The sequence below is a fragment of the Ramlibacter pinisoli genome (assembly GCF_009758015.1).
In the GTDB taxonomy this organism is placed as follows: Bacteria; Pseudomonadota; Gammaproteobacteria; order Burkholderiales; family Burkholderiaceae_C; genus Ramlibacter; species Ramlibacter pinisoli.
Genome location: NZ_WSEL01000009.1, coordinates 1096814 through 1122088, shown reverse-complemented (window position 1 = coordinate 1122088; position 25275 = coordinate 1096814). Strand labels below are relative to the sequence as shown.

Genomic DNA, 25275 nt, shown 5'->3' with positions numbered 1-25275 from the left:
TGGTGGCACTTCGTTCGGCACTTCTAGCTGCGAGCGCCAGCTTTCGCCAAGTGCAGTCGTGATGGCTGCTTCGGGTCGTTTTTCTGCCGTCGCCACCGGCGCGACACGCGACAGGTTGCGACTCGCCTCCGCAAACGCGTAGCAACCGACCTGAGCCCTTCATCACGCAGCAGCCCCGCCTGAGCGAGTGCCGCCCAGGTCGGCTCTATGCTGGCCGGAAGACCGCGCAGAGTTTGTTGCCGTCCGGATCACGCACATAGGCCATATGCACCGCGCCTGGTTTGCTGTCGCGCGGGCCAGGCGCGCCCTCGATCGACGTCCCGCCATGCCCGACGGCCGCGTCGTGGAAGGCCCGCAGCTGCTCGGCCGATTTGCACTTGAAGCCGATCGTGCCGCCGTTGGCATGGGTTGCCGGATGGCCGTCGATCGGCTCGCTGACGCCGAAGGTGCTGCCGTCGTGGCGGTAGAACATGCGCGTCTGGCCGGTCACGTTCACGTTGCGCGCTCCCTCTGCCGCGCCCAACGCGCCGAGTACGGCGTCGTAGAAGCGCTTGGCCCGCTCGATGTCGTTCGTGCCGACCATCACGTGGTTCAACATGTGTCGCTCTTTCCTTGATGTGGTTTCATGGCCTGCGGTATGCCGGCGGCGGGAGTCTACGCGGCATTTTCGAATCGCCGGCCGCGTGTTGACGTCGGCTATCGCACGACTGCTTCCGGCCAGAAGCTGCCGTGACAAGGCTCAGATCGCTGCCCGTCTGCTGTGACCCCTAGCCTGGGCGCCGCCCCTTGACTTGCTCGAAGAGGTCATAGAGCTGTTGCGCCGCGGGGGACAACGTGCGCCCGCGGCGCCGGATCAGGCCCACTTTGCGGTGGACCACAGGCTCCACCAGAGGGATGCTGACCAGGATCGGATGGTCCTTGCCAGGCATCGCCATGGACGGTACTGCCGCGACGCCCAACCCTGCTTCCACCAGACCAAGCGCAGTCGTGACGTGTTCGGCTTCGTAGATGGCCTGCGGCCGCTTCGCGACGCCCGCGAGCGCCTGGTCCAGCACGACCCGGTTGCCTGAGGAGCGGCCCACCGACACGTAGTCGTAGTCGCTCAGTTGAGCCCAGCTCACGCGGCGGTGCCTGGCCAGCGGATGGTCGCGCCGGCAGGCCGCGACGAAACGTTCCTCCACCAGCGCCTTGAACTCGAGCTCGCCCTCCTGGGCACCGATGAAGTTCAGCCCGAAGTCCGCCTCGCTACGGGCGACCGCCGCCAGCACTTCGTTGGCGCCGGCGTCCAGCACCTTCACGCGCACGCGCGGCGATTGCTCGTGGTACAGGCGGATCACGTGGGAGAGGTAGTAGTACACGGTGGACGGGACGCAGGCCACCGTGACCTCGCCCATGCGGGTTGCCGTCCCGCCGCGGATGCCCACCAGCGTGGCGTCCAGGTCGTCCAGCAGGTCACGCACCTTGCGTTCGAAGTCGCGTCCGACTGCGGTCAGGGTGACGCGACGCGTGTTGCGCTCCAGTAGCCGCACGCCCAGCGCCTGCTCCAGCTTCTCGATCCGGCGGCTGAACGCCGGCTGCGACAGGTGCACGGCCTCGGCCGCCTTGCGGAAATTGCTGAGCTGCGCGACGGTCCGGAAGGCGACCAGGTCGTTGAGATCGAAGTTCATCGCCACGGCAGATCCTCCACTTCAGTGATGTGCACAGAGCATCAGTTGATCTTAAAGATGCAATTCACTTTGGCAATGCCGGAACGGATCATTCCAGCCATGCAACGAGTGATTCCCTGCGTCCTGATGCGTGCCGGCACGTCGAGAGGACCGTTCTTCCTGCGCGAGTGGCTGCCGGCCGACGACACGGCCCGCGACGAGGCGCTCATCGGCGCGATCGGCGCATCGGACCTGCTGCAAGTCGATGGCGTCGGTGGCGGCAGCACGCTGACCAGCAAGGTGGCCATCGTCTCCCCGTCTTCCCATCCCGGATGCGACGTCGACTACCTCTTTGCCCAGGTGGGCGTCGGCCAGAAGTCGGTGGACACGCGGCCGAACTGCGGCAACATGCTGTCGGGAGTGGCTCCGTTCGCCATCGAGCAGGGGCTCGTACAGGCCCGGGACGGCGAAACGACGGTGCGGGTGTTCAACGTCAACACGCGCTCGCGCATCGACGTCACGGTGCAGACCCCGGCCCGGCATGTGCGCTACGACGGCGACACCGGCATCGACGGAGTGGCCGGGACGGCAGCACCCATCCGCCTGAACTTCCTCGACGCCTGGGGCTCGGTCACGGGCGCGCTGTTTCCCACCGGACGCCGCATCGACACCATCCACGGGATCGACGTGAGCTGCATCGATGCCGCGATGCCGCTGGTGATCATGCGCGCAGGCGACCTCGGACTGAACGGCCGCGAAGCGCCGGCCGAGCTCGACGCCAACACGGCGCTGCTCGCGCGCATCGAGGCGATCCGCTGCGCAGCCGGCGAGGCGATGGGCCTTGGCGATGTGTCCGGCAGCGTGATCCCGAAGCCGATGATCGCGAGCGAGGGCGACGACGCTGACAGCATCACCTCCCGCTACTTCACGCCTCGCCGGTGCCACGCATCGCACGCCGTCACCGGCGCGATCGGCATCGCCACGGCCTACGCGCTGCCCGGCACCGTCGCCAGCAGCGACGCCCGCCGCACCGGTGTGCGCTCCATTGCCGTCCTGCATCCGCAGGGGCGCATCGAGGTCGAAGTGGCCATCGAAGGCCTCGGTGACGAAGCCCGCGTGCAACGCGCCGCGCTCGTGCGTACCGCGCGAAAGATCCTGCAGGGCGACCTGCATCTCCCACCCTACGTGTTCTCGAAAGCCCCCCAAGGAGACAACCCCATGAAGCGCCTGATTGCTCCCGCCCTTGCCGCCGCCGCGCTGGCCACGACAGCGCCGCTGGCCCTGGCCTATCCCGACAAGCCGATCACGGTCGTGGTGCCCACCGCCCCGGGCGGTGGCAACGACGCCATGGCGCGCGTGATCGGACAGAAGCTCGGCCCGCTGCTGGGCCAGTCCGTGATCGTCGACAACCGCGCCGGCGCCAACGGCGCGATCGCGAGCGAGTTCGCGGCCCGCGCCGCACCCGATGGGCACACCGTGATGTTCGGCTACATCGCCACGCACGCGATGAACCCCGCGCTGCAGAAGCTGCGCTATGACCCGGTGGCGGACTTCGCGCCGGTGGGCCTCGTCGGCTACTCGCCCACGCTCATGGTGGCGAACACCTCGGTGCAGATCAAGGATGTCAAGGATCTGGTCGCACAGCTGAAGGCCAAGCCGGACCGGTACACCTACGCGTCGGCGGGCAACGGCACGGCACCCCACTTCGCGGCCGAGCTGTTCAAGCTGAACGCGGGCGTCGTGATGCTGGGCGCTCCCTACAAGGGCTCCGCGCCCGCGATCACGGACACCATCGGCGGCCAGACGCAGTTCATGTTCCCTAGCCTGTACACGGCCCTGCCGCATGTGAAGGCTGGCAAGTTGCGTGCCCTGGCCGTGGCAGGGCCCCAGCGTTCGCCCCTGCTGCCTGATGTGCCGACGCTGAAGGAGGCGGGTGTCGACGGGGTCGACGTGCGGCAGTGGTATGGGTTCTTCGTGCCGGCCAAGACGCCGAAGCCCATCGTCGACCAGATCAACAAGGCCTTGAACCAGGTGCTCGCCGACCCGGAGGTGGTGAAGCGGCTGGCCGAACACGGCGCGGACGTCGAGGCGAGTACGCCGGAGCAGTTCGGCGCACTGGTCAAGGGCGAGCTCGCGAAGTGGAAGAGCGTGGTGCAGCGCGCCAAGCTGACGGCGGACTGAAGCAGGGGAACCGGATCATGGAAACCTCCCTCGACGAGCTGCAGGCCTGGATCGGCCGCACCGAGACGGTCCGCGACAGCATCGGGGCGACGCCCGTCAAGGCACTGGATGCCACGCTGGACCATCCGGCGCGGGCGGTGGAGCATGGGACGGCGCTGCCCCCGCTGTGGCACTGGCTGTATTTCCTGCCGCTGCATCGCCAAAGCGAGATCGGGCCCGACGGGCACGCCAGGCGCGGTGGATTCCTGCCGCCGGTGCCGCTTCCGCGTCGCATGTGGGCCGGCAGCCAGTTCGAATTCCGCACACCGGTGCGCGTGGGCGATGCCGTGGAGCGGACGTCGACGATCGCCGACGTGTCTCGCAAGGAGGGTCGCTCGGGCCAGCTCGTTTTCGTCAAGGTGCGGCACGAACTGCGCTGCAACGGCGCCACGGAGCCGGCCATCGTGGAGTTCCACGACATCGTGTACCGGGACGCCAGGCGGCCCGCCGACGTGGAGCCGCCGCCGCAGCGCGCCGACACCGGCGCAGCCTGGCGGCGCGAGGTCATCCCCGACGATGTCCTGCTGTTCCGCTACTCGGCCCTGACCTTCAACGGCCACCGCATCCACTACGACCGCAAGTACGTGACCGAGGTCGAGGGATATCCCGGGCTGATCGTGCACGGCCCCCTGATCGCCACGCTGCTGATGGACCTGGTGCGCCGGCAGCTGCCGAACAGCGACGTCGCGAGCTTCCGCTTCAAGGCCGTGAGGCCGACCTTCGACCTGAACCCGTTCCACGTCAACGGCCAGCCGGCGCCGGACGGCAAGACCGTGCGGCTGTTCGCCGCCGACCACGAGGGCTGGCTGACCATGGACGCCACCGCGGTCCTGCGCTGACACCCTTGGCGAATCCATCCGGAAGGAAACGAACCATGCAGCCACTCCAGGGCCTGACCGTCGTCACGCTCGAACACGCCATCGCCGCCCCGTTCGCCACCCGCCAGCTGGCGGACCTGGGCGCGCGCGTCATCAAGATCGAACGGCCGGGTTCGGGCGATTTCGCCCGCGGGTACGACCAGCGGGTGCGGGGCCTGTCTTCGCACTTCGTCTGGACCAACCGATCCAAGGAAAGCCTGACGCTCGACGTCAAGCATCCCGAAGCCGCGCGGGTGCTGGAACGGCTGGTGACCGAGAAGGCGGATGTGGTCGTGCAGAACCTGGCCCCGGGCGCGGCCGCGAGGCTGGGCTTGGGGTACGAGCAGCTCTCCAGGCGCAAGCCGGAGCTCATCGTGTGCGACATCTCAGGCTATGGTGACGACCCGGCCAGCCCCGGCCCGTACCGGGACAAGAAGGCCTACGACCTGCTGATCCAGAGCGAGGCCGGCTTCGTGTCGGTCACCGGCACGCCCGAGGAGCCCTGCAAGGCGGGCCCTTCGATCGCGGACATCGCCGCGGGGATGTACGCGTACACCAACATCCTGGCGGCCTTGCTGCAACGGGGCCAGACCGGCAAGGGGCAGCGGATCGACATCTCCATGCTGGAATCCCTCGCCGAATGGACCAGCTACCCGCTGTACTACGCGTTCGACGGCGCCGAGCCGCCCCCGCGGACGGGCGCCAGCCACGCCACGATCTACCCCTATGGCCCGTTTCCCGCCGGCGATGGGGGCACGGTGATGCTGGGCCTGCAGAACGAGCGCGAGTGGGCGGCCTTTTGCGAGAAGGTCCTGCGGCAGCCGGCCATCGCCACCGACCCCCGGTTCACCGCCAACTACAAGCGCGTGGCCGAGCGCGAGGCGCTGCGCGGGATCATCGTCGAGGCGTTCGCGTCGCTGACCGTTGCACAGGTGCTCGAACGGCTGGAGGCCGCGCAGATCGCGAACGCCCAGGTCAACACGATGCGGGATGTCTGGGCGCATCCGCAGTTGAAAGCGAGGGGCCGCTGGAGCGAAGTCGGATCGCCGCAGGGGTCACTGCCCGCCTTGCTGCCGCCCGGCAGCTGGGACGTGGGCCCTCGCATGGGTCCGGTCCCCGCGCTCGGCGAGCACACCGACGCCATCCTCGCGGAGCTGGGCTACAGCGCCACCGCCATCGAAACCCTGCGCTCGGCGGCGGCGATCTGACGGTGCAAGCCGTGGCCCATCCCGACGCGCACCCGCGCACCGCCTCCCGCCTGGACGGCTGCATGGTCGACCGTCCCGCGGTGGAGCAGGAACCGCGCCGGGCGTGGCCCGCGACCGACTTCTTCCACATCCTTTGAGAGAGACAACCCCATGGCTTCCACCATCATCGACTCGCGCATCTTCGGCGACATGTTCAGCGATGCGCGCATGCGCGACGTCTGGTCCGACGAGAACCGCACGTCCAAGTACCTGGAGATCGAGCGGGCCCTGGCCAAGGTGCAGGGCGCCCTCGGGATCATTCCGAAAGAGGCCGCCGACGAGATCGTGAAGAACTGCGAGCTCTCGCAGATCGACTGGCCGAGGCTCAAGGCCAAGACCGAGCAGATCGGCTACCCGATCATCGCCGTGGTCAACCAGATCAACGCCAACTGCCGCGACGGGTTGGGGGAGTTCTGCCATTGGGGAGCGACCACCCAGGACATCACCGACACCGCCGCCGTGCTGCAGATCCGGGAAAGCCTGGCGCTCGTGGAGCACGATCTCGACGAGATCGGCGAGGCGCTCGCCGTGCTGGCGCGCAAGTACCGGGACACGCCCGTCATCGGGCGCTCCAACCTGCAGCAGGCCACGCCGATCACGTTCGGCTACAAGATGGCCTCCATCCTGGCCGGCATCGACCGCCACCGCCAACGGCTGCAGCAACTGAAGCCCAGGGTCCTCATGGGCGAGTTCGGCGGCGCCTCGGGGACGCTGTCGTCCCTGGAGAGTGGCGCGATGGAGACCCAGGCCGCCCTGATGAAGGAGCTCGGCCTGGCGCAACCACTCATCTCCTGGCACACGGTGCGCGACACCATCGCGGAGGTGGGAGCCTTCCTGGGCCTGGTGGGCGGCTCGCTGGGAAAGATCGCGATGGATGTCAAGCTGATGATGCAGACCGAGGTCGGCGAGGTGTTCGAGCCCTTCGCACCGGGCCGCGGTTCGTCGTCCACCATGCCGCAGAAGCGCAACCCCATCTCCTGCCTGTACATCCACGCCAACATCTCCGTGGCGCGCCAGCACGCCGCCGCCCTGATGGACGCGATGGTCGCCGACCATGAGCGATCGACCGGCCCCTGGGAGATCGAATGGGTGGCGTTGCCGGAGATCTTCTGCCTGCTGTCCGGCGCCCTGAAGCAGACGAAGTTCATCCTCAAGGGGCTGGAAGTCGACGCGACCCGCATGCGTGCCAACATCGACATGACGAACGGCCTCGTGATGTCGGAGGCAGTGATGATGGGCTTGGGCCCCTACATCGGCCGCGAGTACGCGCACGACCTGGTGTACGACCTCTGTCGCCAAGCCGTCACGGAGGATCGCCCGCTGATCGACATCCTGGCTGCTCACCCGGAGGTCTCGAAGCACGTCACGCGTGCGCAGCTCGAGGCGTTCTGCGACCCGGCCAAGAATCTCGGTCAGGCTGGGGTGATGGTCGATCGCGTCCTTGCCGCGCGGGCCTGACGCAAGACGAAGTGCACGCGCGTGTTCCTCGAATTCATGGCCGAACACACGCGCCATGCCTCCAGCGCTGCACTGGCGTCGTGTGTCGGCTGCGTCGATCCGGTGCGATTCGCCGCCTGATGGGAGCCCGACACGGTTGACGTGTGCGGTCGTACATGCCGGCAGCGTCGCGCCAAGCCGGCGCCTCGACACGCTCGCGACATCGCACGGAGCGAAGTACAGCCCTATGCGTTGTCATCCGGATCGGGACCGCAAATGAAGCAGCCCGTCCCCCTACCGTTACGGTGTCGCCGCCGGTGTCGAGGCGGGCGTCGCCGCCGGCGCGGCAGCCGCCGGTGCCGTGCCCGATGCACCGGCTGTTGATGACGTGGTCGTCGCCGGTGCAGACGCAACCGGCGCTGGCGCTGGTACCGCGACCGTGCCGGACGAGAGATACACCTGCCCGTTCGTGCCGGGGGCGGTGAAGGTCCCTGCCGCCAGGATCAGGCGGGTGGCCGCTGCATCCATGGCCAGCGAGCGCCAGTTGGTCTCCCCGGCCGGGGCGGTGAGCGCCGCGAAGGACGTGCCTCCATTGCTGGACAGCAGGACCTGGCCGGTGGCGCCGGACAGCGTGGCCGCAATGACGTCACCAGTGGCTGAGGTGTCGATCGCGGTGTACGTCCCGGAGGTCGGGTTTCCCTGGACCCAGGTGAGGCCGCGGTCGCGCGAGACGAACAGGCCGGTGCTGGTTCCCGCGAAGTCGGTGTTGCCGGCGACGGCGATCGTGTTGCCGTCGTCCGACATTGCCACCCGGTACCACCCGCCTGGGTTCGCTGCGCCGCTCAGCGGCACGACCCGCGGGGTGAATGTGGCGCCGCCGTCGATGGACACGTGCACCTGGCCCGGCTGCGTGCCCACGCCCTGGGTGACGGCCACGACCACGGACCCGTCGGCCGAGCTGTCGACGGACCGCCAGCCGTTGGCGGCCGCGGCGCTGCCGCCTGCCTGCGTGAAACTCGCCCCGCCGTTCTGGGACACGAACATGGGCCCGTTCAACACCACGGCCACGATCCGCTGGCCGTCCTGCGAGACGGTGACCGACTCGTAGGCGAGGCTCTCGCCGGGGTTGAAGAGAATGTCGACCCGGGACCAGGTCGTGCCGCCGTCCACGGACCGGTACATCCCCCCCGTGAAGGCGACAGCGAACATGACCTGCCCGGTGGCATCCATGTCCAGCGAGATCCAGTTCGCCTGCGGCAGCTGCGTGTTGACCCATGACGTGCCGGAGTTCCTCGAGATGAACACACCGGTCGGAATCGCGGCTGCGGCCAGCACGGTGCCGGTGGGGTTGGAGGCGACCCAGTGCCACGGGACCGTCGGCAGGCCCGCGGCCGGGGTCCATGCCAGTGCTGCGGCCGGAGCAACCGGAGCGGTCGTGGGCGCCCCCGCGGCCGGGGCCGGCGTGCCTGCCACTGGTGCCGGGGCCGGCGTGCCTGCCACCGGTGTTGGCGCCGCGGCCGGGCTGTCCGCGGCCGGCGTGGGAGCGGCAGGGATGCCGGCACTTGCGGGCGGGGAGGCGCCGCCCACCGCCGCGTCACCGCCTCCACCGCCGCCGCAAGCGCTCAGCCAAAGCGCCGCCACAGCGACCGAAATCCGAACGGTCGGATGGTTCACATTCCTCATCTGAAGCCTCCTGTGCGGCCTTGAACTTCGGCCTTTGCTGGGAGCGGCAGCTTCCAGTGCAATCCGCGGGGGCAAAGCTACCGGATGCAACTTCTGTGCGGCGCGCCTCGGCGGTGCGGTTGCTGCAGGAGAAAAGCAGGCGCATGACCTGAGCTGTCGCCGAATCCGAGTGCCGCTACAGAGCACCACACGCTCAGCGCGCCGAGCGCGCTAGAAGTGCCCTTCAGCTTGGCCGGTCTGGCGACACTGACTGTTGCCACCACTTCACGCCGAACCAGCCCGGGGAAGCGCCAGGAAGAAGCGGATCATTTCAGCGGATGCATCGGGACCGCTGCCGTCGGTGTAGGAGCCGCTCGCGTGGCCGCCCGACCAGGCGTGCCCGGCGCCGTGGAGCGTCCACGATTCGATCGTCGCGGCTCCATCCGGGTCGGCATGCACGGTACGGCTGTAGCTGCGTCCCGCTGGCGACGTCGCGCGCTGCGTGGTCGATTGCAGGGGCGCCCCGTTGCGCTCGCCCCGGAAGGCCTCCTGAGCCTGGTTGACGATCTGCATGCCGTTGTCGTGCTGCACGGTGTGATCCCGGTCGCCATGGAAGACGATGGTGGGCACCGCGTGCCGGGTGGCCCGGACTGGCGCGGAGGCGGCGGATGGGAGGCCGGCACCTGCGCGTCCGCGACCGCCCTTCATCGCCGCCATGGCCGAGGGGATGTCGTGGGCACTCGCATAGGGCAGTCCCGAATGCGCGCCGACGCCGGCAAAGACTTCGGGGTAGGCCTGCCCCAGGACCACGGCCATGGCCGCGCCGGCGGACAGCCCGGCGACGAAGATGCGGCGCGGGTCCACGCCGTGACGCGCTGCCACTTCGCGAACGATGCCCACGATCAACGCGGGCTCCCCGGCGTCGCGCACCTGGTCCTGGGCCTTGAACCAGTTCCAGCACTTCGACATGTTCGCCTGCGCCGCCTGCTCGGGATAGACCACCAGGAAGCCGTGTTCCTCGGCCAGCCGGTTCATCCGGGTGCCGGCGGCAAAGTCGTCTGCAGATTGGGTACAGCCGTGCAACATGACGACCAGGGGCGGCTGCTCGACGACGCGGGTGGGAACGTACAGCTTGTAGGCGCGACTGCCGATGGCATTGCGGAATTCATGTGCCTGGAAGGTGCCAGGCGTTTCGGCGTCGATGGTCCCTGGCCGCTGGCGCGGCCCGTCACGCGGGGCGACCGGTGCGTCCGCCATCCGCCCGGGGACGTCGATGTGCGCATCAGGCGCAGCAGTTGCCATCCTGGGATCGCGCATCCCATTCGACGACAGGGCCTGGGCAATTGTCTGGGTGACGCTGGCCATGGGGCCGGACGTCGTGTCGAGACCGGCGGAGGCGAGAGCCCGCTGGATGGTGTCGGTGATCTTGTTGGCGTCGAACGACGGCAGTCGGAGATTGGAGAGGCGATGCATTGCTACTTTCAAGTTGGAAGGGGAGGGCTCTTAGCGGATGCGGTCGGAAAGCGCTTTCCGGACAGCGGTGCTGGCCTGGAACGCACCGAGAACGGTGACCGATTCGATGGCGGCGCGCGCAAGCTCAGGGGTGACGTCGTCGGCGATGCGAGCAAGCCCGACGACCTGCACCTGCAGACGCTCGCCTGCCGCCACGGCACGTTCGAGGTCCACGCGTGTGAAGTGCTGCAGACCGACGACCAGGGTGCGCCGGGCCACAGTCTGTTTGACCGCCTCGGCGTGCAGCGCCAGCTGATTTCTCAGCGCCGTTCGCACGAGATCGGAGCGGTTGGAGTAGTAGCCCTCCTGGACGAGCAAGTCGACCTGGCCAAGGTCGACCACGCCGACGTTGATGGTCATCTTCTCGGTTTCTCCGGCCTTGGGCCGGGGTTCGACAGCGCTGGTGGCGGGCTTCATGGAATCCATATGGAATCTGCGTGGAATCCAATTGGAGCATATTCGCGCTGACAGCGGGGCGGAAACCCGCAACCCCGAAGGGTCGGAAGTCCGGCGCAATGCCATGCGCCCTGGCCAGGACGTGCCCGCGGAGCCGCGGCTCAACCAGCGTCAGCAAGGAAGGCCGCGCGAACCTGCAGGCACAACGCTTCCCCGAGTCGCGCGAATTTGGGAAGCAACTGGCCGAGGGGCCCGCTCGGTCAGTGAACCGCTGGCTCACCCACTCGAGCCGCGCTCAAGTTTCGCGATCTGGTCCGACGCCACGTCAGCGCGCTTCACGATCCAGCCTCGACCTCAAGGCGATGGTCAAGCCGCTGGAAGCCCGAAAGGCCGGGATGGGTAAGCCTGGCGCAGGCCCCAGCCTGATGATCGGGGCTGATCCTGCGAGCGACCGTCGCCGCCTCTCTGTCTTGCTGGGGTGTTGTCGCATCACCAGCTCACGGTCCCGGGATGCGCGCCAAGTGACCAACGCGCACTGGCGCGATGCCGCTCTCAGGTCAACTGCTGAAAAGACGGACGGTCAGCCGCGCGGTCCGCGTTCCCGCTGCGCATCGGGCACCGTGCTTGTTTCAGTCGACCGACCCGCACCGGGAATGCCTTCGCTGATGTGACGCTCAGTCTCAACTCCGACCTCGGGCGCTGCCTCTTGCTCCGCCGCGGCTCGGCCGACGGCATCCGTCGTGCCACCCTCAACCGTCGCTGCGTCCTGACGGGGGCGGTGATCCCCGTCGGCCCGGTACTCATGCTTCTTGCCGCTGATCGGTGTTGATTCCATTGCCTCGGTGGCCTCGGCGCGTTCACCGGTCGAATCGAGGTTGTTGTTGCTGGGCATGGCGTGTCTCCCAAGAGTGTCGTGACAGACTAGGATTTCAGCGCCGGCAACATGTCGGACGTCGGCTCAAATGCCGATCAGCGTGCGTCCCGAGGCATCCGTCGACTGGTTCTCCGTGTGCACCTCTTGGATTGGGTCGGCCGCCCCGCCATGAGTGAAGGTCCGCAATCGGCCAGGAGCCGCCCTGGCGGGCGTCCCGGCACCTAGTCGGAGATCCCGCACGCGACCGAGAGATAGCGCTTCATCCGCAGGGACGCAAGCTCCGGATCCGTCAGTACGCCGCAGGCGTCGGCAAGCTCGAAGACCTTGGCGAAATGCGCAGCACCGCGTGCCGACTGCAGGCCGCCGGCCATCGAGAAGTGGTCCTGATGCCCATTGAGCCATGCGAGGAACACGACGCCGGCCTTGTAGTGGCGCGTCGGCGCGCGAAAGATCTCGCGTGACAGGTGAACCGTCGGGTCGAGGAGTTCGCGGAAGCGGTCGACACGGCCGGCGGCGAGTTCCGCCAGGGCGACGGCAGCGACGGGCGCGATGGGGTCGAAGATCCCCAGGAGTCCATGCGAGTAGCCGGTGTCGTCGCCGGCGATCAGCTCTGCGTAGTTGAAGTCGTCGCCGGTGTACATCTTCACGCCGGGCGGCAGCCTCTTGCGCAGTTCGCGCTCCCATCTGGCGTCGAGCAGCGAGACCTTGATGCCCTCGACCTTCCCCCGGTTCTCCGCGATCACGCTGGCGACCGTGTCGAGCGCCTGGGGGATGTCGGTGCTGCCCCAGTAGCCGCGCAGCGCCGGGTCGAACATCTCGCCCAGCCAGTGGAGCACGACCGGCCTGGACGCGTCGCGAAGCAGGCGCCCGTACATGGCCAGGTAGTCTTCGCTTCCCCGGGCGCAGCGCGCCAGCGCACGACTGCACATCAGGATCACCTGCCCGCCTTCGGCCTCGACGACGCCGAGTTGCTCGCGGTACGCGGCTTCCACCTTGTCCAGCGTCAGGGAGGCGTCTGCGGGCAGTTGATCCGTGCCGACGCCGCAGGCCAGGTCACCACCCACGGAGCGCGCATGGCGCACGCTGCGCTGGATCAGTTCGCGGGCTACGGGCCAGTCCACGCCCATGCCGCGCTGTGCCGTGTCCATGGCTTCGGCAACCTTGAAGCCGAGGCGGTAGAGGTGCTCGCGAAACGCAAGGGTGCGCTCCCAGTCGATGCGGGGAGACGCATCCCAGGGGTCGACGGTCTCCAGTGGGTCGACCACGACGTGCGCCGCCGCATAGACCGTCCGGCTGAAGGGAGGCGGCAGCCCGTCCGGGCGGATCGGGTTTGCCTGGAGTCGGTAGGACTTGACGCTACCGTCGGCCTGGGGAAGGCGGACTTGCATGGTTCTCTGGCCTTGTTCCTGGAGTGCTGGCTGGTGGAGCGGTGATGGGTTGTCGCCTCAGAGGCGCTGGACATGGAAGCCGCCGTCGACATGGATGGCCTCGCCGGTGCTGAAGGGGAACGACCCGCCGGCCAGCGCCGCCGCTGCCTTGCCGACGTCATCGGGCGTTCCCCACCGGCGGATCGGGCTCAGGCCCTCGGCGATGCGCTTGTCATAGTCGGCCTGCGCCACGCTGGTCATGGCACTGCGGATCACCCCGGGCCGGATCTCGAACACCCCGACGCCGATCTCTCCCAGCCGGACGGCGAACAGTTTCGTCGCCATGGTGATGGCGGCCTTCGAGAGGCAGTACTCACCGCGGTTGGTCGACGCCGCGAAGGAGTTGGCCGACGAGATGTTGATGATGGATCGGTAGTGCCGGCTCTCCCGGTCGGCTGCAAAGTGCGCCGCCACCCGTTGGGTCAGGAAGAAGGGCCCCCGGAGGTTGACGTGCAGAAGTTGATCGAAGCTCTCGGGCGTGGCCTCGAGCAGGTCGCCACGCCTGGACACGCTGATGCCCGCGTTGTTCACGAGGCAGTCCACGGGACCGAGTTGCTCCCGTATCGCGTCCAACAGACGGGCGTGGGACTGCAGGTCGGAGACATCGCACGCGAAGAAGGCGGCACGCATCCCCCGCGCACGAACACCGGCCACCGTCTCGTTGGCATCCGCGTCTTGTGCAAGGTCGGCAATGGCGACGTCGAAGCCTTGCGCGGCAAGCGCTAGAGCGATGCCGCGGCCGATGCCCCGGCGGCCGCCCGTGACCAGGGCGACCGGTCGGGACGTCTGGCTGTTTGTCATCGGGAATTCCTGGAAGAGGCCGCGTTACTTGGTGGTGACCTGGAGCTTCGGGACCAGGCGCTTGAACACCTCGTTGTCCTGCTTCATCACGGCGGCAAAGGTTTCTCCGTCCTCGTAGATGGAATGGACGTTCAGCTTCTGCAGCGTTTCCTGGTACTTGGGATCCGCGATCACCTTGCAGGTCAGTTCGCTCCAGCGCTTGACGATCTCGGGGGGCGTGCCCTTGGGCACCAGCAGGCCGCGCCAGGTGCCGATCGCCACGTCGATGCCGCGCTCCTTGAAGGTCGGCACGTCCTTGAACTCCGGAATCCTTTGGGCCGACGTCACCGCCAGGACGCGGAGCTTGCCCGCCTGGACGTGGGCACTCAGCGCACCCGGCGCGACGACGGTGGCATCCACCTGGCCGCCCAGGATGGCCTGGATGGCAGGTGCCTCGCCCTGGTAGGGAACGCGCGTGAACTTGGTGCCGGTCTTGTCCTCCAGCGCCAGTGCCGCGATGTCGGGGATGGCTCCGTTGCCCGAGGTGGACAGCGTCACCTTGCCGGAATTGGCACGTGCGTGGGCCATGAACTCCTCGATGGTCTTCCAGGGGGCGTCCGCTTTCACGGTGATGGCACTCGGGTCGGCGTTGATGCGCGCGATCGGCATGAAGCCTTCGTAGCTGGCCTTGCCGATGCCGAGGTAGGGCGCGATCAGCAGTTCGGGGGTCGCCATCACGACCTTGTACCCGTCCGGCTTGGCTGCCGCCGCTTCGGCAAACCCGATCGAGCCGATGGCCCCGGGCTTGTTGACCACCAGGATCGGCTGGGGAAAGACCGTGCGCGCGGCCTCCGCGTACACGCGCGCGATCGCATCGGTGCCGCCGCCGGCAGGCCAGGGCACGATCATCTCGATCGGCTTGTTCGGATAGGCGTCGGTTTGCGCGGATGCGCCAGCGTGGATGCCGATGGCCACGGCCGCGAGGATGAGGGTGCGTCGGAAGAGTCTCATGTCGATCCAGGAGGGGTTGAGCGGAACATGTCGGATGGTGGAGCGTTTGGAACGTTCCAATTGCCATTATTGGATCGTTCCAACTAGAATGGCAAGCTGAGCATCGTCACCCTAGGGTAAGTACCGAGTCCTCATGGCCAGCAGCAACGCTCCCAAGCGCCCGGCGACGATCCTCGACATCGCCGCCGAAGCGAAGGTGTCGAAGTCGACCGTCTCACTGGTCCTGCAGGGAAGCGACCTGATTCGCGATGAGACCGCGGCTCGGGTGCTCGAAGCCGCGCAGAAGCTCGGCTATGTGTACAACCGTGGGGCCGCCGAACTGCGAGGCAAGTCGTCCAAGACCATTGGCGTGGTCATCAACGACCTGATGAACCCGTTTTTCGCTGAAGTCCTGGTGGGCTTGGAACGCAGGTTGGTCGACACGGGCTATACGGTGTTCATGGCGCATACCAGCGAGAACCTGGAGCGGCAGGACAGGGTGCTGCAAACGATGCGCGAGCACGGCGCGGCCGGGATTGCGCTGTGCCCGGTCCTGGGATCGCCGGCATCGCTGCCACAAACCATCCGGGCCTGGGGCATTCCACTGGTCGTGATGGTCCGCCCTCTCGGAGGGGGCACCTACGACTTCGCGGGGTCCGACGATACGGAAGGAGTGAAGCTTGCCACGCGGCACCTGGTGGGCGCGGGCCACCGGCGAATCGCATTCCTCGGCGGTCGGCCCGGACCGATCTTCGACCGTCGCGTCCAGGGCTACCGCGATGGCCTGCGCGAGGCCGCGCTCGCGTTCGATAAGCGGCTCGTCTTTGCTTCGAACCCGACGCGCAAGGATGCGTACGAGCGGCTGGGCGACATCCTGGCCGTGGAGCCGCGTGTGACGGCGGCCGTTTGCTACAACGACGTGGTCGCCTTCGGCGCCTTGGCGGCGCTGGGAGAGCGCGGGCTGCGAGCGGGCTCGGATTTCGCCGTGATGGGGTTCGACAACGTGCTCGACTCCGCGCACTCCAACCCGCCCCTGAGCACCATTGACGTTCGTCCCAGCGAACTGGGCGAGCATGCTGCGCAGGTGCTGCTGGCGCGGATCGAGGATCCATCGGGCCCATCAAGGCATTACCTTGCGGAACCCTGTCTAGTCCAGAGGGTCTCGGGCTGAGGCGCAAGCGCCCCAGCCTCCCGTCGACCCATCCCTCAGGCCGCATCGTGGAAGATCAGGCCAAGCGTCCTGCGGGTGCCGCTGTGGATGCGGCTGACGCCGTGCCGCATGTTCACGCGATGAAAGCCACGGCTTCCCTGAACCGGGCGATGGCTCACGGCGAAGACGGCTGCATCGCCCTGGCGAAGCGGCACGACGAGGGGGCGCGACTGCATCCGGGGCCTCTGTTCCGTCAGGACCAGTTCGCCGCCGTCGAACGCCACGCCAGGGGCCGACAGCAGGATCACGACCTGCAAGGGGAAGACGAGCGCACCGTACAGATCCTGGTGGAGGCAGTTGTAGTCACCGCTGCCGTAGGAAAGCAGTAGCGGGGTGGCGCGAGCCTGACCGGCCGCGTGGCAGCGCTCCAGGTATTCCGCATGGGAGGGGGGATAAGCCGGCTCGAGTCCGAGCAGCGCATTCCACCGGTTCGCCGTCCCGACCAGCCGACCATAGAGCCCCGTGCGCAGTTCCGACACCAGCCCCGGGAGGGGGTAGTCGAAGTACTTGTACTCGCCCCGACCGAAGCCATGGCGCGCCATCACGACCGTGCTGCGGAACATGCCAGGACCGCTGTTGTCGTACAGCGCCGCGAGGTCGGAGCATTCCGCGGGGGTCAGCAACTGCGGCAAGACCGCCACGCCGTCGCGATCCAGCTCCGCGTCCACGCGGGACCACTCATGGGATTCGAGACCGGAAGCCCGGACAAGTCGGTGTGCACGGGGCGCGGGGTTCAGCTCGAGATGCGAGGTGGGCATGCCATGAGGATAGGTTTGTCCGGCGGCGCAGGCTCGCCGGAACCGGACACGTGGCTGGTGTCACGCCTCGTTACCTTGGCGTACCCGTTTCAGCCTGCCCGATGAGGCTCAGCCGCTAGCCTCGCATGCTCTGGGGCGTGCCTGCCCGGGGAAGAAAAATGCAAGAGAAAAAGATGGACCGGCCCATGGGGAATGGGAACGCCGGCATCACAGCCACCACCGCCGTGGATCCACCAACTGGCGCCGATGCCGGGTTTGCCGGCGCCGAACTCTCTCGGCGCCACTTCGTGCTCGGCGCGGGCTCGGCGCTTGTGCTGGGAAGCACGGTCGGCCTCGGTGCATGCGGCGGTGGCAGCGATGTCGACAGGCAGCCCTTCGGCTATGGCGTCGCGAGCGGCGACCCGCTGGCCGACCGCGTCATCATCTGGACCCGTGCGAATCGCCTGACCGAAGCGGTGCAGCTCCGATGGGAGGTCGCCCTCGACGCGTCCTTCTCGAACATGGTGACGTCGGGCACGGTGACGGCCGACCCGGCGCACGACAGCACGGTGAAGGTGGACGTCACCGGCCTGCAGCCCGCCACCAGCTACTTCTATCGGTTCAAGAACGGATCGGTCCTTTCCGAGACGGGTCGCACACGCACCCTGCCTGCCGGGAGCGTCGAGCAGGTCAAGCTGGGCGTGTTCTCGTGCGCGGCTTACCCGATCGGGCAGTTCCACGTCTACAACCACGCGAGCAACCGTAGCGACCTCGACGCGGCGCTCATGCTGGGCGACTACATCTATGAGTCCGGCCTGTCCGATGCGGAGCAACTGGTCGCGCGCGCCCTCGGCCGGGAAGTGGATCCACAGGGCGAACTCCACACGCTCACCGACTATCGCCTGCTCTACCAGCGTTACCACACCGACGCCGACCTGCGCGGCCTACGCCGCAACGTGCCACTGATCGGCGTGTGGGACGACCACGAGATCGTCAACGACATCTGGCGCGATGGTGCGGGCGGACACGACCCGGCCACCGAGGGCAGCTTCGCCGCGCGGCGGGCGGCGGCCGTGCAGGCGTACCACGAGTGGATGCCCACCCGTACCGGAGCGGACCCGCTCAGGATCTACCGCTCCTTCGACTTCGGCAACCTGCTGTCGCTGCACATGCTCGACACGCGCGTCATCGGCCGCGATGCCCCGACGAATCGCGATCCCTATCTCGCTGGCTTGGCGGACGACCCGTCCCGCCAGCTGCTCGGCACCGAGCAGGAAGCCTGGCTGGCCGCACGCCTGCAGGGATCGGGCGCCACCTGGCAGGTGCTGGGCCAGCAGGTCGTGTTCGGCGGCATGCGGATTCCGCTGTCGGTGTACGACGACTTCAGCGAGGACGCCATCAACGCATTCCTCGCCGCACTGGACACACCGGACGCGTCACGCACGGCTGCGCAACGCGCCCTGGTTGCGCAACCGCGCATCGGCTACGAGCTCACGAACTGGGACGGCTTCCCGGCCGCCCGTGAACGTGTGCTGGCGATGGCGCATGCCACCGACAAGAACCTGGTGGTCCTCTCGGGCGACAGCCACAACGCCTGGGCGCACGACCTGCGCGACACGGCGGGCCATCGCATCGGCGTGGAGTTCGCGACGCCGTCCGTCACATCGACCGGGCTTGAGATCAAACATCCGGACGTCGGGCGCCAGTTCCTCGCCGATTCGTTCGTGCGGATGGTGCCCGACCTGACATACGCCGACACCGCACGGCGCGGTTATGTGGCGGTGACATTCACGCCGACGTCGGTGACGGGCGAGTTCGTGTTCGTGAGTTCGGTGTTCGTCAACAGCTATTCGGCGACGGTCGGGCCGGCCCTGCAGGCGCAGGCGGGGCCAGCGGGACGCGAACTGACGAGGTTGCAGCCGTCCGCTTGACGCAGGCGAGGTCACCGCTACAGTGACGGCACACAACGCCTCCCACGCAGGCCCGAGGACCTCCATGCCTTACCTTCAGCTGGACGTGACCGGCAACCATCCCGTCGCCGACAAGAAGCGGCTGGCAGCGGCCATGAGCGAGACCTACGCGAGCATGATGTCGGTGGACATCCGCCGCATCAGTGTGGCCATTCGCGAGCTGGGTGAAGGCGGGGTCTGGCGCATTCCGGAGATCGGCGGCGAGCCCGTTCCGGTCTCCCTGATGATGCTGGACATCCGCAGGGGCCGGCCCGCCGAACTGAGGATGGAAGTGGCCAAGGCACTCTGCCGGCATTGCAAGGACATCCTCGGCATCCCGGAAGATCGGTTGAACGTCGAATTCACCCAGCACGATGGGGACGAGATGTACCACCCGACACTGGGTGGCTATAGCTCGGACTGGAAACCTGGCGAGGCCTGACCCTTGCCCGCCCCGTTCGGACCGCGGTGTGTCGTCATGCCGCGGAGCGTTGGACCGACTTCTAACCATGCGAGACGGGAACCATGAGCAAAGTATTCGTCAACATCGGACTCAGCCTCGATGGCTACATGGCACCGGAAGGAATGACCATGGGCAAGCCCGAGTACAAGAACTGGGGCGCCAAGTGGGGTGCGATGATGGGCTGGATCATCAAGCAGCAGGCCTTCCGCGACAACCTCAAGCTAGGACCGGGGGGAGAGACCGGGCCGGTCAATGACCTGGTTCGCAGCACCACGGATCGCATCGGTGCCAACGTCATGGGCAAGCGGATGTTCGACCAAGGCGAGGTTGCCTGGCCGGAGGAGGCTCCGTTCCATACACCCGTCTACGTCCTGACCCATGAGAAACGCGCTCCCTGGGTGCGCCCCGGCGGGACGACCTTTCACTTCATCAACGACGGGCCGGAGCGTGCCCTGGAACTGGCCCGCGAATCCGCGGGCAGCCGGGATGTCCGGATCGCGGGTGGAGCGGATGTGATCCAGCAGTACCTGAACCTGGGTGTCGTCGACGAACTGGAGATCGCCCTGGCACCCGTGCTGTTCGGCGGCGGGCGGCGTCTCTTCGAGAACCTGCGCGAGCCCGGGCCGCGGTTGCGCATCGACAGGGTTCTCGCTGGCCCGGACGCCACGCACCTGCGCTACGTGCGTTCGTGAGGGTTGCCTGAGGCGGTTGCAGCGGCCGGGCCGCCGAACAGCCCGCCGCTGACCCCGGGCGTCGGCGCGTCGATGACGCGCGTCTCAGGGCTGCAGCGACAGCGTGTAGCCCCAGGCGTCGAGGCGGTGCGGAATGGCGTTGAACGCCAGCGTCGTGCGGTCCCGGCCCAGGTTGCGCGGCACCTCGTGCAGCAGGTAGCTCGGGAACAGCAGGAGATCGCCCGGTCCGGGCTGCGGCGCGATCCACTTGTCGGCGTTGAAGGCGCCCGACCGGGTGCCGGCATGGGTGTTGCGCAGCACGAATTCGGTCCCGCCCATGCCGCGCTGGAACACCGTGCGGGCCGAGGCGTCGCTGGGCGTGAGGTAGACGATGCCGGAGACGAAGCTGTTCGCGTGGTTGTGCAGTGCCTGTTGGCCGCCCGGTTGCAGCACGTTGACCCAGATCTCCTTGACCAGCCAGCGCAGGGTCTCGCCCAGCAGCAGTTCGCCGAAGGCCTGCACCGGGGCGCCCAGGCGGTCGACGAGCGCATCCAGCTCGGGGTGCATGCCCGGCCCGAGCGGGCTGGAGTGCGCGAGTTGCGCCGACTTGTCGTTGTCGACGACCGCGGCCTCGGAGAGTCGCCGCGCGAGGGCGGCCGCCTGGGCGGCGTCGCAGAAGCCGCGGACATGGTGGACCGGCACGGGGAAGAGCTCGAACAGGGTGGCGCTCATCGCACGGCCCTCACGCCAGCGCCGCCAGGCGGCCGATCGTCCAGTACGCCGCGACCGACCCGATCGCATACAACGCCACCTGCCGCCCGATCTCCAGCCGCGGCAGGCGCCGCACGGCCAGCAGCAGCACGCCGCAGACGGCGACGACCAGCAGCTGGCCCGCTTCGACGCCCACGTTGAACGTGAGCAGTGCGATGGTCGCGTGGCGTGCCGGCAGGCCGATCTCCGCCAGCGCGCCCGCGAAGCCCAGGCCGTGCACGAGCCCGAACAGGAAGGCGACCAGTGCGGGCCAGCGGCGCGTGAGCGTGTCGTCGCGCCGGAGCGCTTCCATGGCGACCAGCACGATCGAGAGGGCGATGGTCGCTTCCACCGGCGGCGGGCGCAGGCTGAGGGCGCCGAGTGCGCTGGCCGCGAGCGTGATGCTGTGCGCCAGGGTGAACGCCGTGATGGTGGCGACCAGGCGGCGCTGGAAGCCGACCAGGAACAGCAGGCTGATGACGAACAGCAGGTGGTCGAAGCCGCTGAGGATGTGCTCGACGCCGAGCAGCGCATAGGTCGCCGCCACGTCCCATGCTGCACGCGTGTCCTCGGTACCGCCGTACAGGCGCACCGTCGGCCGGCGCGAGGTGAGCGTGTACGCCCGCTCCTCGCCGCTCTTCCAGCGGATCATGAGGACGGCGGCCGAGTAGCTGCGGCCCAACCCCTCGACTTCGACCTCGCCCTGCAGGCCCGCCGAGCAGGTGAGCACCCGGCCGTCCTCGACGCTGCAGCCGGCCGGCCAGTGCACGGCCAGCTCGTTCTCGATCGGCTGCCCCTGCGCCGGCACGCCCCAGGACCAGAGCAGCTGGCCGTTGGGCATCTCGCGCATCGTCATCTCGGCCGTGGTCATCTCGTGCGCGTGGACGCCGCCGGCCTGCAGCAGCAGGACGAGCACGAAGCCGACGGCCGCCAGCCAGCGGACCGGGTTCATGCACCGCTCCCGCCGCGCACGCGGTATTTGCGGCCCAGCTCCCTGACGGCCTGCGCCGTGAGCTTGCCGGCCATGTCGTCCTTCCAGTCCTGGTAGACGATGTCGCGCACGTCGGCGTAGCTGGCCGTGCGGCCCGCCGTGCGCTCCTGCAGGCGCACCGCCCGCAGGCCGCCGCCGCTGTCCAGCACGGCCCAGGTGCCGGGCGCCAGGTCCTCCAGCGCGTGGGCGAACTTCTCGCCGTAAGCCTCGACCACGGTCTCGCGCGGGCGCTGCTTGAAGCTGCGCAGGCTCGCCTCGAGCGCCGGCGTGCCTTGCCCATTGAGCGCATCGACGAACTTGCGCAGGTTTTCCGGTGGCGGGGCCTCGCCGGCCGGCACGGCCTCCTCGAAGCTGATGCGCGCCGGCACGTCGTAGCGCTTGCGGTTGGCCTCGAACCAGGCCGCCAGGCCGGCTTCGTCGATCGGGGGCAGCACGATGCCGGCCTGCACGACGTTCAGCGCCTTGAAGATGACGCGCTCGCGCATGGCCGGATCGCCCTTGTCCAGGCCGAGCGCGAGTCCTTCGCGGTACAGGATCTCGTTGTCGATCCAGCGGGCGAGGAACTGCCGCATCTCGGCTTCGCTGGGCTCGCGCCTGGCGGCGCCGACGAAGGTGTCGCGCGCTTCCTTGCGCACCGCCGCCGGCACGGCGATGTCGCGCTCGCCGCCGCGCACGGCGGTGAGCGCCGCATCGGCTCCGAACACCAGGGCACCGAGCACGACGAAGTGGAACAGGGGCTCGCGCAACAGCTTGGCGAACCAGGGGGGAGTGGGAAGACGGTCCGAGGGGGTCATGGGTGGGAGGGGATCGGGTTCTGTTCCGGGGCGGGGACGGCTGCGGGCGCGGCGCTGCCCTGCAGCTCGCGCACCCGGGCCAGCACCTGCTGCGACAGCGGGTAGTTGTCCGCCTGCAGGCTGCGCGCGATTCCTTCCAGGGCGTCGGCTGCCGGCTGGAACTCGGGGCTCGCCGTCAGCAGCTCCACGAGCGGCGGGGCCAGCCGGTCGAGCATCACGCGCGGGTCGGGGTCGGGGCGCACCTGCGCGCCGAGCGCCAGGTAGCGTGAACGGGCGCGCCAGTACGCCGCGAGCCGCTCCCGCTCGGGATCGGCCGCTGCCAGCACGCCGGCCGGCACGGGCGGCAGGATCTGCAGCAACGCCTGCAGGCGCTCGCGCGGCGCGGCCTCGGGCGCGTAGTCGGTGCGCGCGGCACGGTGCGCCACCACCGGCAGGTCGTCGGTGTTGGCCGGCGCGTCGCCGGCCAGCCGGCGCAGGCCGGCGGCGTCGGCCAGCACCGAGCCCAGCACGGCGTAGCGGCCATCCAGGTGCGCGAGGCGCAGCGCGGCGCCCAGTGCCGGCGCCGGCGCGGCCGGGCGTTCGGCCACGTCCTGCACCCGCCACACGGGCCGGTCCGGGCGGCCCACGAGCCCGACGACGGGCGAATCCAACCCGTTGCTCGCCAGCACGGCGATCGCGTCGGGGTAGACCTGCAGGAAGGCGGCCACGATGCTGCGCAGCGTGGTCACGTCCATCTGGTGCAGCGCGAGCCACTGGCAGAACAGGCCACCCGGCGCCAGCCGCTCCCGCACGGCGCGGAAGTGCTCCACGGTGTACAGGTTGCCGGCGCCGCTGCGGGCCGGATGGAACAGGTCCGCCACCACCACGTCGTAGCGGGCGTCGTCCGCCTGGACCCAGCGCCTCGCATCGGCCGCGACGATGTCGACCGGATGCGCCGCACGCGGCGCGGCCGGGCGCAGCATGAACAGCTGCGAGGCCCGCACCACGTCGGGCAGCAGTTCGACCGCGCGCACGTGCACGCGGGGATCGAGCGCGGCGGCATGCGCGGTGTAGCCGGTGCCGAGGCCCAGGAACAAGGCACGCTCGGGGCCGCCGTGCAGCATCAGCGGGATCTGCGCGAGCCGCACCTCGACCACGCCACCGGCCGTGCTGCCCTCCTGCACCCGGTTGTTGATGTGCAGGCGGGCCACGTCGTCGGCATCCGCGACCACGCTCACGGCCGCCATCGCGCCGTCGTGCTCGAACAGCACCCGACCGCCCTCCGGCACGTCGATGAAGCGCAGCGGCGGCCCGACCAGGGCGACCGCTGCCGCCACGGCCACCACCACGGCGCCGCGCGGCCGCTGCCAGCTGCGCGCGGAGCACAGGGCCATGTACCCGGCCACGAGCAGCGCGAGCACCAGCCGCGCCCCCAGCAGCGGCGCGAGCCACGCCCCCACGAGGACCGGCGCGAGCGCGGCGCCGAGCGTGTTGAGACCGATTGCGCGGCCCAGCGGCCAGCCCTCGGCCTGGGCCTGCTGGCACAGGGCCGAGAACAGCGCGCCCATCGCCAGCGCCGGCAGGAGCATCGCGGCCGCGCCGGCCAGTGCCTCGCCGAGCAGCGCGGGGCCGAAGCCAGGACCGAACCACGCCACGGGCAACGTGGCCAGCCGGTCGGCGCCGAACAGCGCCAGGCCGCCGGCGAGGACCGCCACGGCGACGCCCAGCAGCAGGCGATCGATCCGCTCCGGCCACGCCTGCGACGGCACGCCGGCGCGCCGCCACAGCGCGGCCCCCGCCGCCGTGCCGAGCAGGAACGTGGCCAGCAGCACGGCATAGGTATAGACGGTGTTCTCGCACACCTGCGCCAGGACGCGCAGGGCCAGCACCTCGTGCCCGATGCCCAGCAGGCCGGTCAGCAGCAGCCGCCAGCCGGTGCGGCCAAGGACGAACCGCGTCGGTGCCGGCGCCGACGGCACCGCGATGCGCGTGCGGCCCCAGAGCAACAGGGCCAGCAGCGTACAGGCGACGTTGGCCAGGGCGCAGCCGATCGCGGTGGCGCGCAGGCCGGCGCCGGGCAGGCTCACGAAGACGGCCAGCAGCAGCCCGACCAGCGCACCGGCCGTGTTGGCGGCGTACAGGGCCGGCAGCACGGGCAGGCCGCTGCCGCGCAGCTGCCGCTCGAGCGCGGGCAGCGTCGCGCCCATGGCCAGCGTGGCCGGCAGCAACAGCACCAGGGGCACGACCAGCGCCGTGGCGCCATGCACCCAGGCGGCCGGTTGCGGCCCGATCCAGCGGGCCAGCGCGCCCAGCAGCGACGGGGCCAGCAGCACCACGGCCAGGCCCCACAGGCCGGTCGCGGCCTCCAGCGCTGCATACCAGAGCGCCGGACGCGTGCTGCGCTCGATGCGCGCGGCCAGGGCCCAGGCACCACCGGCGAGGCCGCCGAAGAAGGCGCCGAGCACGGCCAGGACGGCGACCAGCTCGTGGCCGAGCGCGATGCCGAAGCCGGCTGTCCAGACGAGTTGCCAGGCGAGTCCGCAAGCGCCCGAGAGCACGAGCAGCAGGGCCGGCAGCGCCAGGCCCGCGGTGGCTGCGTGGCCGGAGAAGGAAGGGGAGGGCGCCGCTGCGGCGCTCTCATGCAGGACGGAGGAACGGTCCAAAAGCAAAGCCCGGACGGTGT

Annotated in this window: 23 protein-coding genes; 9 read left to right on the top strand and 14 right to left on the bottom strand. The window is 69.0% G+C overall.

Annotated features, from left to right (window positions below):
- Positions 1 to 205: 205 nt before the first annotated feature.
- Together GON04_RS19750 and GON04_RS19745 are read right to left on the bottom strand one after the other, a co-directional pair.
- Entirely contained in the window at positions 206 to 598 is a 393-nt protein-coding gene (locus GON04_RS19750) for a VOC family protein (protein ID WP_157399716.1), read from the bottom strand.
- Positions 599 to 767: 169 nt separating this feature from the next.
- Complete coding sequence (locus GON04_RS19745) at positions 768 to 1673, bottom strand: LysR substrate-binding domain-containing protein (protein ID WP_181653672.1); 906 nt, start codon at positions 1671 to 1673, stop codon at positions 768 to 770.
- Here GON04_RS19745 and GON04_RS27210 point away from each other — a divergent pair.
- Genes GON04_RS27210 through GON04_RS19725 form a run of 5 tightly spaced genes read left to right on the top strand, consistent with a single transcriptional unit; the run spans position 1584 to position 7428 of the window.
- Positions 1584 to 3827 carry a 4-oxalomesaconate tautomerase gene (locus GON04_RS27210; protein ID WP_338051021.1) on the top strand — a complete coding sequence of 748 codons (2244 nt, stop codon included), beginning with the start codon at positions 1584 to 1586 and terminating at the stop codon, positions 3825 to 3827. The genes GON04_RS19745 and GON04_RS27210 overlap by 90 nt on opposite strands.
- Before the next feature lie 17 nt (positions 3828 to 3844).
- Complete coding sequence (locus GON04_RS19735; protein WP_157399714.1) at positions 3845 to 4705, top strand: HTD2 family dehydratase; 861 nt, start codon at positions 3845 to 3847, stop codon at positions 4703 to 4705.
- 35 nt (positions 4706 to 4740) lie between these two features.
- The gene (locus GON04_RS19730; protein WP_157399713.1) at positions 4741 to 5931 is read left to right on the top strand and encodes a CaiB/BaiF CoA transferase family protein; all 1191 of its coding nucleotides are present in this window, start codon (positions 4741 to 4743) and stop codon (positions 5929 to 5931) included.
- Between the two features lie 11 nt (positions 5932 to 5942).
- On the top strand, positions 5943 to 6068 hold the full coding sequence (locus GON04_RS27110; protein ID WP_255481764.1) for a hypothetical protein: 126 nt from the start codon (positions 5943 to 5945) through the stop codon (positions 6066 to 6068).
- A 13-nt stretch (positions 6069 to 6081) separates the two neighbouring features.
- Positions 6082 to 7428 (top strand): class-II fumarase/aspartase family protein, encoded by a 1347-nt coding sequence (locus tag GON04_RS19725; protein ID WP_157399712.1) that lies wholly within the window; start codon positions 6082 to 6084, stop codon positions 7426 to 7428.
- 279 nt (positions 7429 to 7707) lie between these two features.
- On the opposite strand, the gene GON04_RS19720 is transcribed toward GON04_RS19725, so the two are convergent.
- The 7 genes from GON04_RS19720 to GON04_RS19690 all read right to left on the bottom strand — a co-directional run bounded on the left by GON04_RS19720 (position 7708) and on the right by GON04_RS19690 (position 15069).
- Positions 7708 to 9081 carry a WD40/YVTN/BNR-like repeat-containing protein gene (locus GON04_RS19720; RefSeq protein ID WP_198349358.1) on the bottom strand — a complete coding sequence of 458 codons (1374 nt, stop codon included), beginning with the start codon at positions 9079 to 9081 and terminating at the stop codon, positions 7708 to 7710.
- Positions 9082 to 9354: 273 nt separating this feature from the next.
- On the bottom strand, positions 9355 to 10542 hold the full coding sequence (locus tag GON04_RS19715) for an extracellular catalytic domain type 1 short-chain-length polyhydroxyalkanoate depolymerase (RefSeq protein ID WP_157399711.1): 1188 nt from the start codon (positions 10540 to 10542) through the stop codon (positions 9355 to 9357).
- A 30-nt stretch (positions 10543 to 10572) separates the two neighbouring features.
- Positions 10573 to 11007, bottom strand: coding sequence for a CopG family transcriptional regulator (locus GON04_RS19710; protein WP_370530016.1), 435 nt, complete (start codon positions 11005 to 11007; stop codon positions 10573 to 10575).
- A 550-nt stretch (positions 11008 to 11557) separates the two neighbouring features.
- The gene (locus GON04_RS19705) at positions 11558 to 11869 is read right to left on the bottom strand and encodes a hypothetical protein (protein ID WP_157399709.1); all 312 of its coding nucleotides are present in this window, start codon (positions 11867 to 11869) and stop codon (positions 11558 to 11560) included.
- 203 nt (positions 11870 to 12072) lie between these two features.
- Complete coding sequence (locus tag GON04_RS19700) at positions 12073 to 13239, bottom strand: dihydrodipicolinate synthase family protein (protein WP_157399708.1); 1167 nt, start codon at positions 13237 to 13239, stop codon at positions 12073 to 12075.
- Between the two features lie 57 nt (positions 13240 to 13296).
- Entirely contained in the window at positions 13297 to 14079 is a 783-nt protein-coding gene (locus GON04_RS19695; RefSeq protein WP_157399707.1) for a 3-ketoacyl-ACP reductase, read from the bottom strand.
- A 24-nt stretch (positions 14080 to 14103) separates the two neighbouring features.
- Entirely contained in the window at positions 14104 to 15069 is a 966-nt protein-coding gene (locus GON04_RS19690) for a Bug family tripartite tricarboxylate transporter substrate binding protein (RefSeq protein ID WP_157399706.1), read from the bottom strand.
- Positions 15070 to 15202: 133 nt separating this feature from the next.
- On the opposite strand from GON04_RS19690, the gene GON04_RS19685 reads away from it, so the two are divergent.
- Positions 15203 to 16219: a LacI family DNA-binding transcriptional regulator gene (locus GON04_RS19685; protein ID WP_157399705.1), complete on the top strand. Its 1017-nt coding sequence runs from the start codon at positions 15203 to 15205 to the stop codon at positions 16217 to 16219.
- A 35-nt stretch (positions 16220 to 16254) separates the two neighbouring features.
- Here the strand turns inward: GON04_RS19685 and GON04_RS19680 are convergent, their stop codons facing one another.
- Positions 16255 to 17016, bottom strand: a complete 762-nt coding sequence (locus GON04_RS19680; protein WP_157399704.1) for a 2OG-Fe(II) oxygenase — start codon at positions 17014 to 17016, stop codon at positions 16255 to 16257.
- A gap of 158 nt (positions 17017 to 17174) precedes the next feature.
- On the opposite strand from GON04_RS19680, the gene GON04_RS19675 reads away from it, so the two are divergent.
- From GON04_RS19675 to GON04_RS19665, 3 genes are all read left to right on the top strand, one after another.
- Complete coding sequence (locus GON04_RS19675; RefSeq protein WP_198349356.1) at positions 17175 to 18926, top strand: alkaline phosphatase D family protein; 1752 nt, start codon at positions 17175 to 17177, stop codon at positions 18924 to 18926.
- A 64-nt stretch (positions 18927 to 18990) separates the two neighbouring features.
- On the top strand, positions 18991 to 19386 hold the full coding sequence (locus GON04_RS19670; protein ID WP_157399702.1) for a tautomerase family protein: 396 nt from the start codon (positions 18991 to 18993) through the stop codon (positions 19384 to 19386).
- Between the two features lie 83 nt (positions 19387 to 19469).
- On the top strand, positions 19470 to 20099 hold the full coding sequence (locus tag GON04_RS19665; RefSeq protein WP_157399701.1) for a dihydrofolate reductase family protein: 630 nt from the start codon (positions 19470 to 19472) through the stop codon (positions 20097 to 20099).
- Positions 20100 to 20183: 84 nt separating this feature from the next.
- Here the strand turns inward: GON04_RS19665 and GON04_RS19660 are convergent, their stop codons facing one another.
- Genes GON04_RS19660 through GON04_RS19645 form a run of 4 tightly spaced genes read right to left on the bottom strand, consistent with a single transcriptional unit; the run spans position 20184 to position 25255 of the window.
- Entirely contained in the window at positions 20184 to 20810 is a 627-nt protein-coding gene (locus tag GON04_RS19660) for a putative 2OG-Fe(II) oxygenase (protein ID WP_157399700.1), read from the bottom strand.
- A gap of 10 nt (positions 20811 to 20820) precedes the next feature.
- Positions 20821 to 21780, bottom strand: coding sequence for a HupE/UreJ family protein (locus tag GON04_RS19655; protein WP_157399699.1), 960 nt, complete (start codon positions 21778 to 21780; stop codon positions 20821 to 20823).
- On the bottom strand, positions 21777 to 22613 hold the full coding sequence (locus GON04_RS19650; RefSeq protein WP_157399698.1) for a peptidyl-prolyl cis-trans isomerase: 837 nt from the start codon (positions 22611 to 22613) through the stop codon (positions 21777 to 21779). The genes GON04_RS19655 and GON04_RS19650 overlap by 4 nt, the downstream gene beginning before the upstream one ends.
- Positions 22610 to 25255, bottom strand: coding sequence for a fused MFS/spermidine synthase (locus GON04_RS19645; protein ID WP_157399697.1), 2646 nt, complete (start codon positions 25253 to 25255; stop codon positions 22610 to 22612). The genes GON04_RS19650 and GON04_RS19645 overlap by 4 nt, the downstream gene beginning before the upstream one ends.
- Between the last annotated feature and the right edge of the window lie 20 nt (positions 25256 to 25275).

Coding starts and splice junctions, on each gene's coding strand:
- GON04_RS19715 (WP_157399711.1), bottom strand. CDS start 10,542: ATGCATCGCCTCTCCAATCTCCGACTGCCGTCGTTCGACGCCAACAAG.
- GON04_RS19730 (WP_157399713.1), top strand. CDS start 4,741: ATGCAGCCACTCCAGGGCCTGACCGTCGTCACGCTCGAACACGCCATC.
- GON04_RS19690 (WP_157399706.1), bottom strand. CDS start 15,069: ATGAGACTCTTCCGACGCACCCTCATCCTCGCGGCCGTGGCCATCGGC.
- GON04_RS19680 (WP_157399704.1), bottom strand. CDS start 17,016: ATGCCCACCTCGCATCTCGAGCTGAACCCCGCGCCCCGTGCACACCGA.
- GON04_RS19685 (WP_157399705.1), top strand. CDS start 15,203: ATGGCCAGCAGCAACGCTCCCAAGCGCCCGGCGACGATCCTCGACATC.
- GON04_RS19735 (WP_157399714.1), top strand. CDS start 3,845: ATGGAAACCTCCCTCGACGAGCTGCAGGCCTGGATCGGCCGCACCGAG.
- GON04_RS19670 (WP_157399702.1), top strand. CDS start 18,991: ATGCCTTACCTTCAGCTGGACGTGACCGGCAACCATCCCGTCGCCGAC.
- GON04_RS19705 (WP_157399709.1), bottom strand. CDS start 11,869: ATGCCCAGCAACAACAACCTCGATTCGACCGGTGAACGCGCCGAGGCC.
- GON04_RS19710 (WP_370530016.1), bottom strand. CDS start 11,007: ATGGATTCCATGAAGCCCGCCACCAGCGCTGTCGAACCCCGGCCCAAG.
- GON04_RS19675 (WP_198349356.1), top strand. CDS start 17,175: ATGCAAGAGAAAAAGATGGACCGGCCCATGGGGAATGGGAACGCCGGC.
- GON04_RS19655 (WP_157399699.1), bottom strand. CDS start 21,780: ATGAACCCGGTCCGCTGGCTGGCGGCCGTCGGCTTCGTGCTCGTCCTG.
- GON04_RS19650 (WP_157399698.1), bottom strand. CDS start 22,613: ATGACCCCCTCGGACCGTCTTCCCACTCCCCCCTGGTTCGCCAAGCTG.
- GON04_RS19750 (WP_157399716.1), bottom strand. CDS start 598: ATGTTGAACCACGTGATGGTCGGCACGAACGACATCGAGCGGGCCAAG.
- GON04_RS19695 (WP_157399707.1), bottom strand. CDS start 14,079: ATGACAAACAGCCAGACGTCCCGACCGGTCGCCCTGGTCACGGGCGGC.
- GON04_RS19660 (WP_157399700.1), bottom strand. CDS start 20,810: ATGAGCGCCACCCTGTTCGAGCTCTTCCCCGTGCCGGTCCACCATGTC.
- GON04_RS19665 (WP_157399701.1), top strand. CDS start 19,470: ATGAGCAAAGTATTCGTCAACATCGGACTCAGCCTCGATGGCTACATG.
- GON04_RS19725 (WP_157399712.1), top strand. CDS start 6,082: ATGGCTTCCACCATCATCGACTCGCGCATCTTCGGCGACATGTTCAGC.
- GON04_RS19700 (WP_157399708.1), bottom strand. CDS start 13,239: ATGCAAGTCCGCCTTCCCCAGGCCGACGGTAGCGTCAAGTCCTACCGA.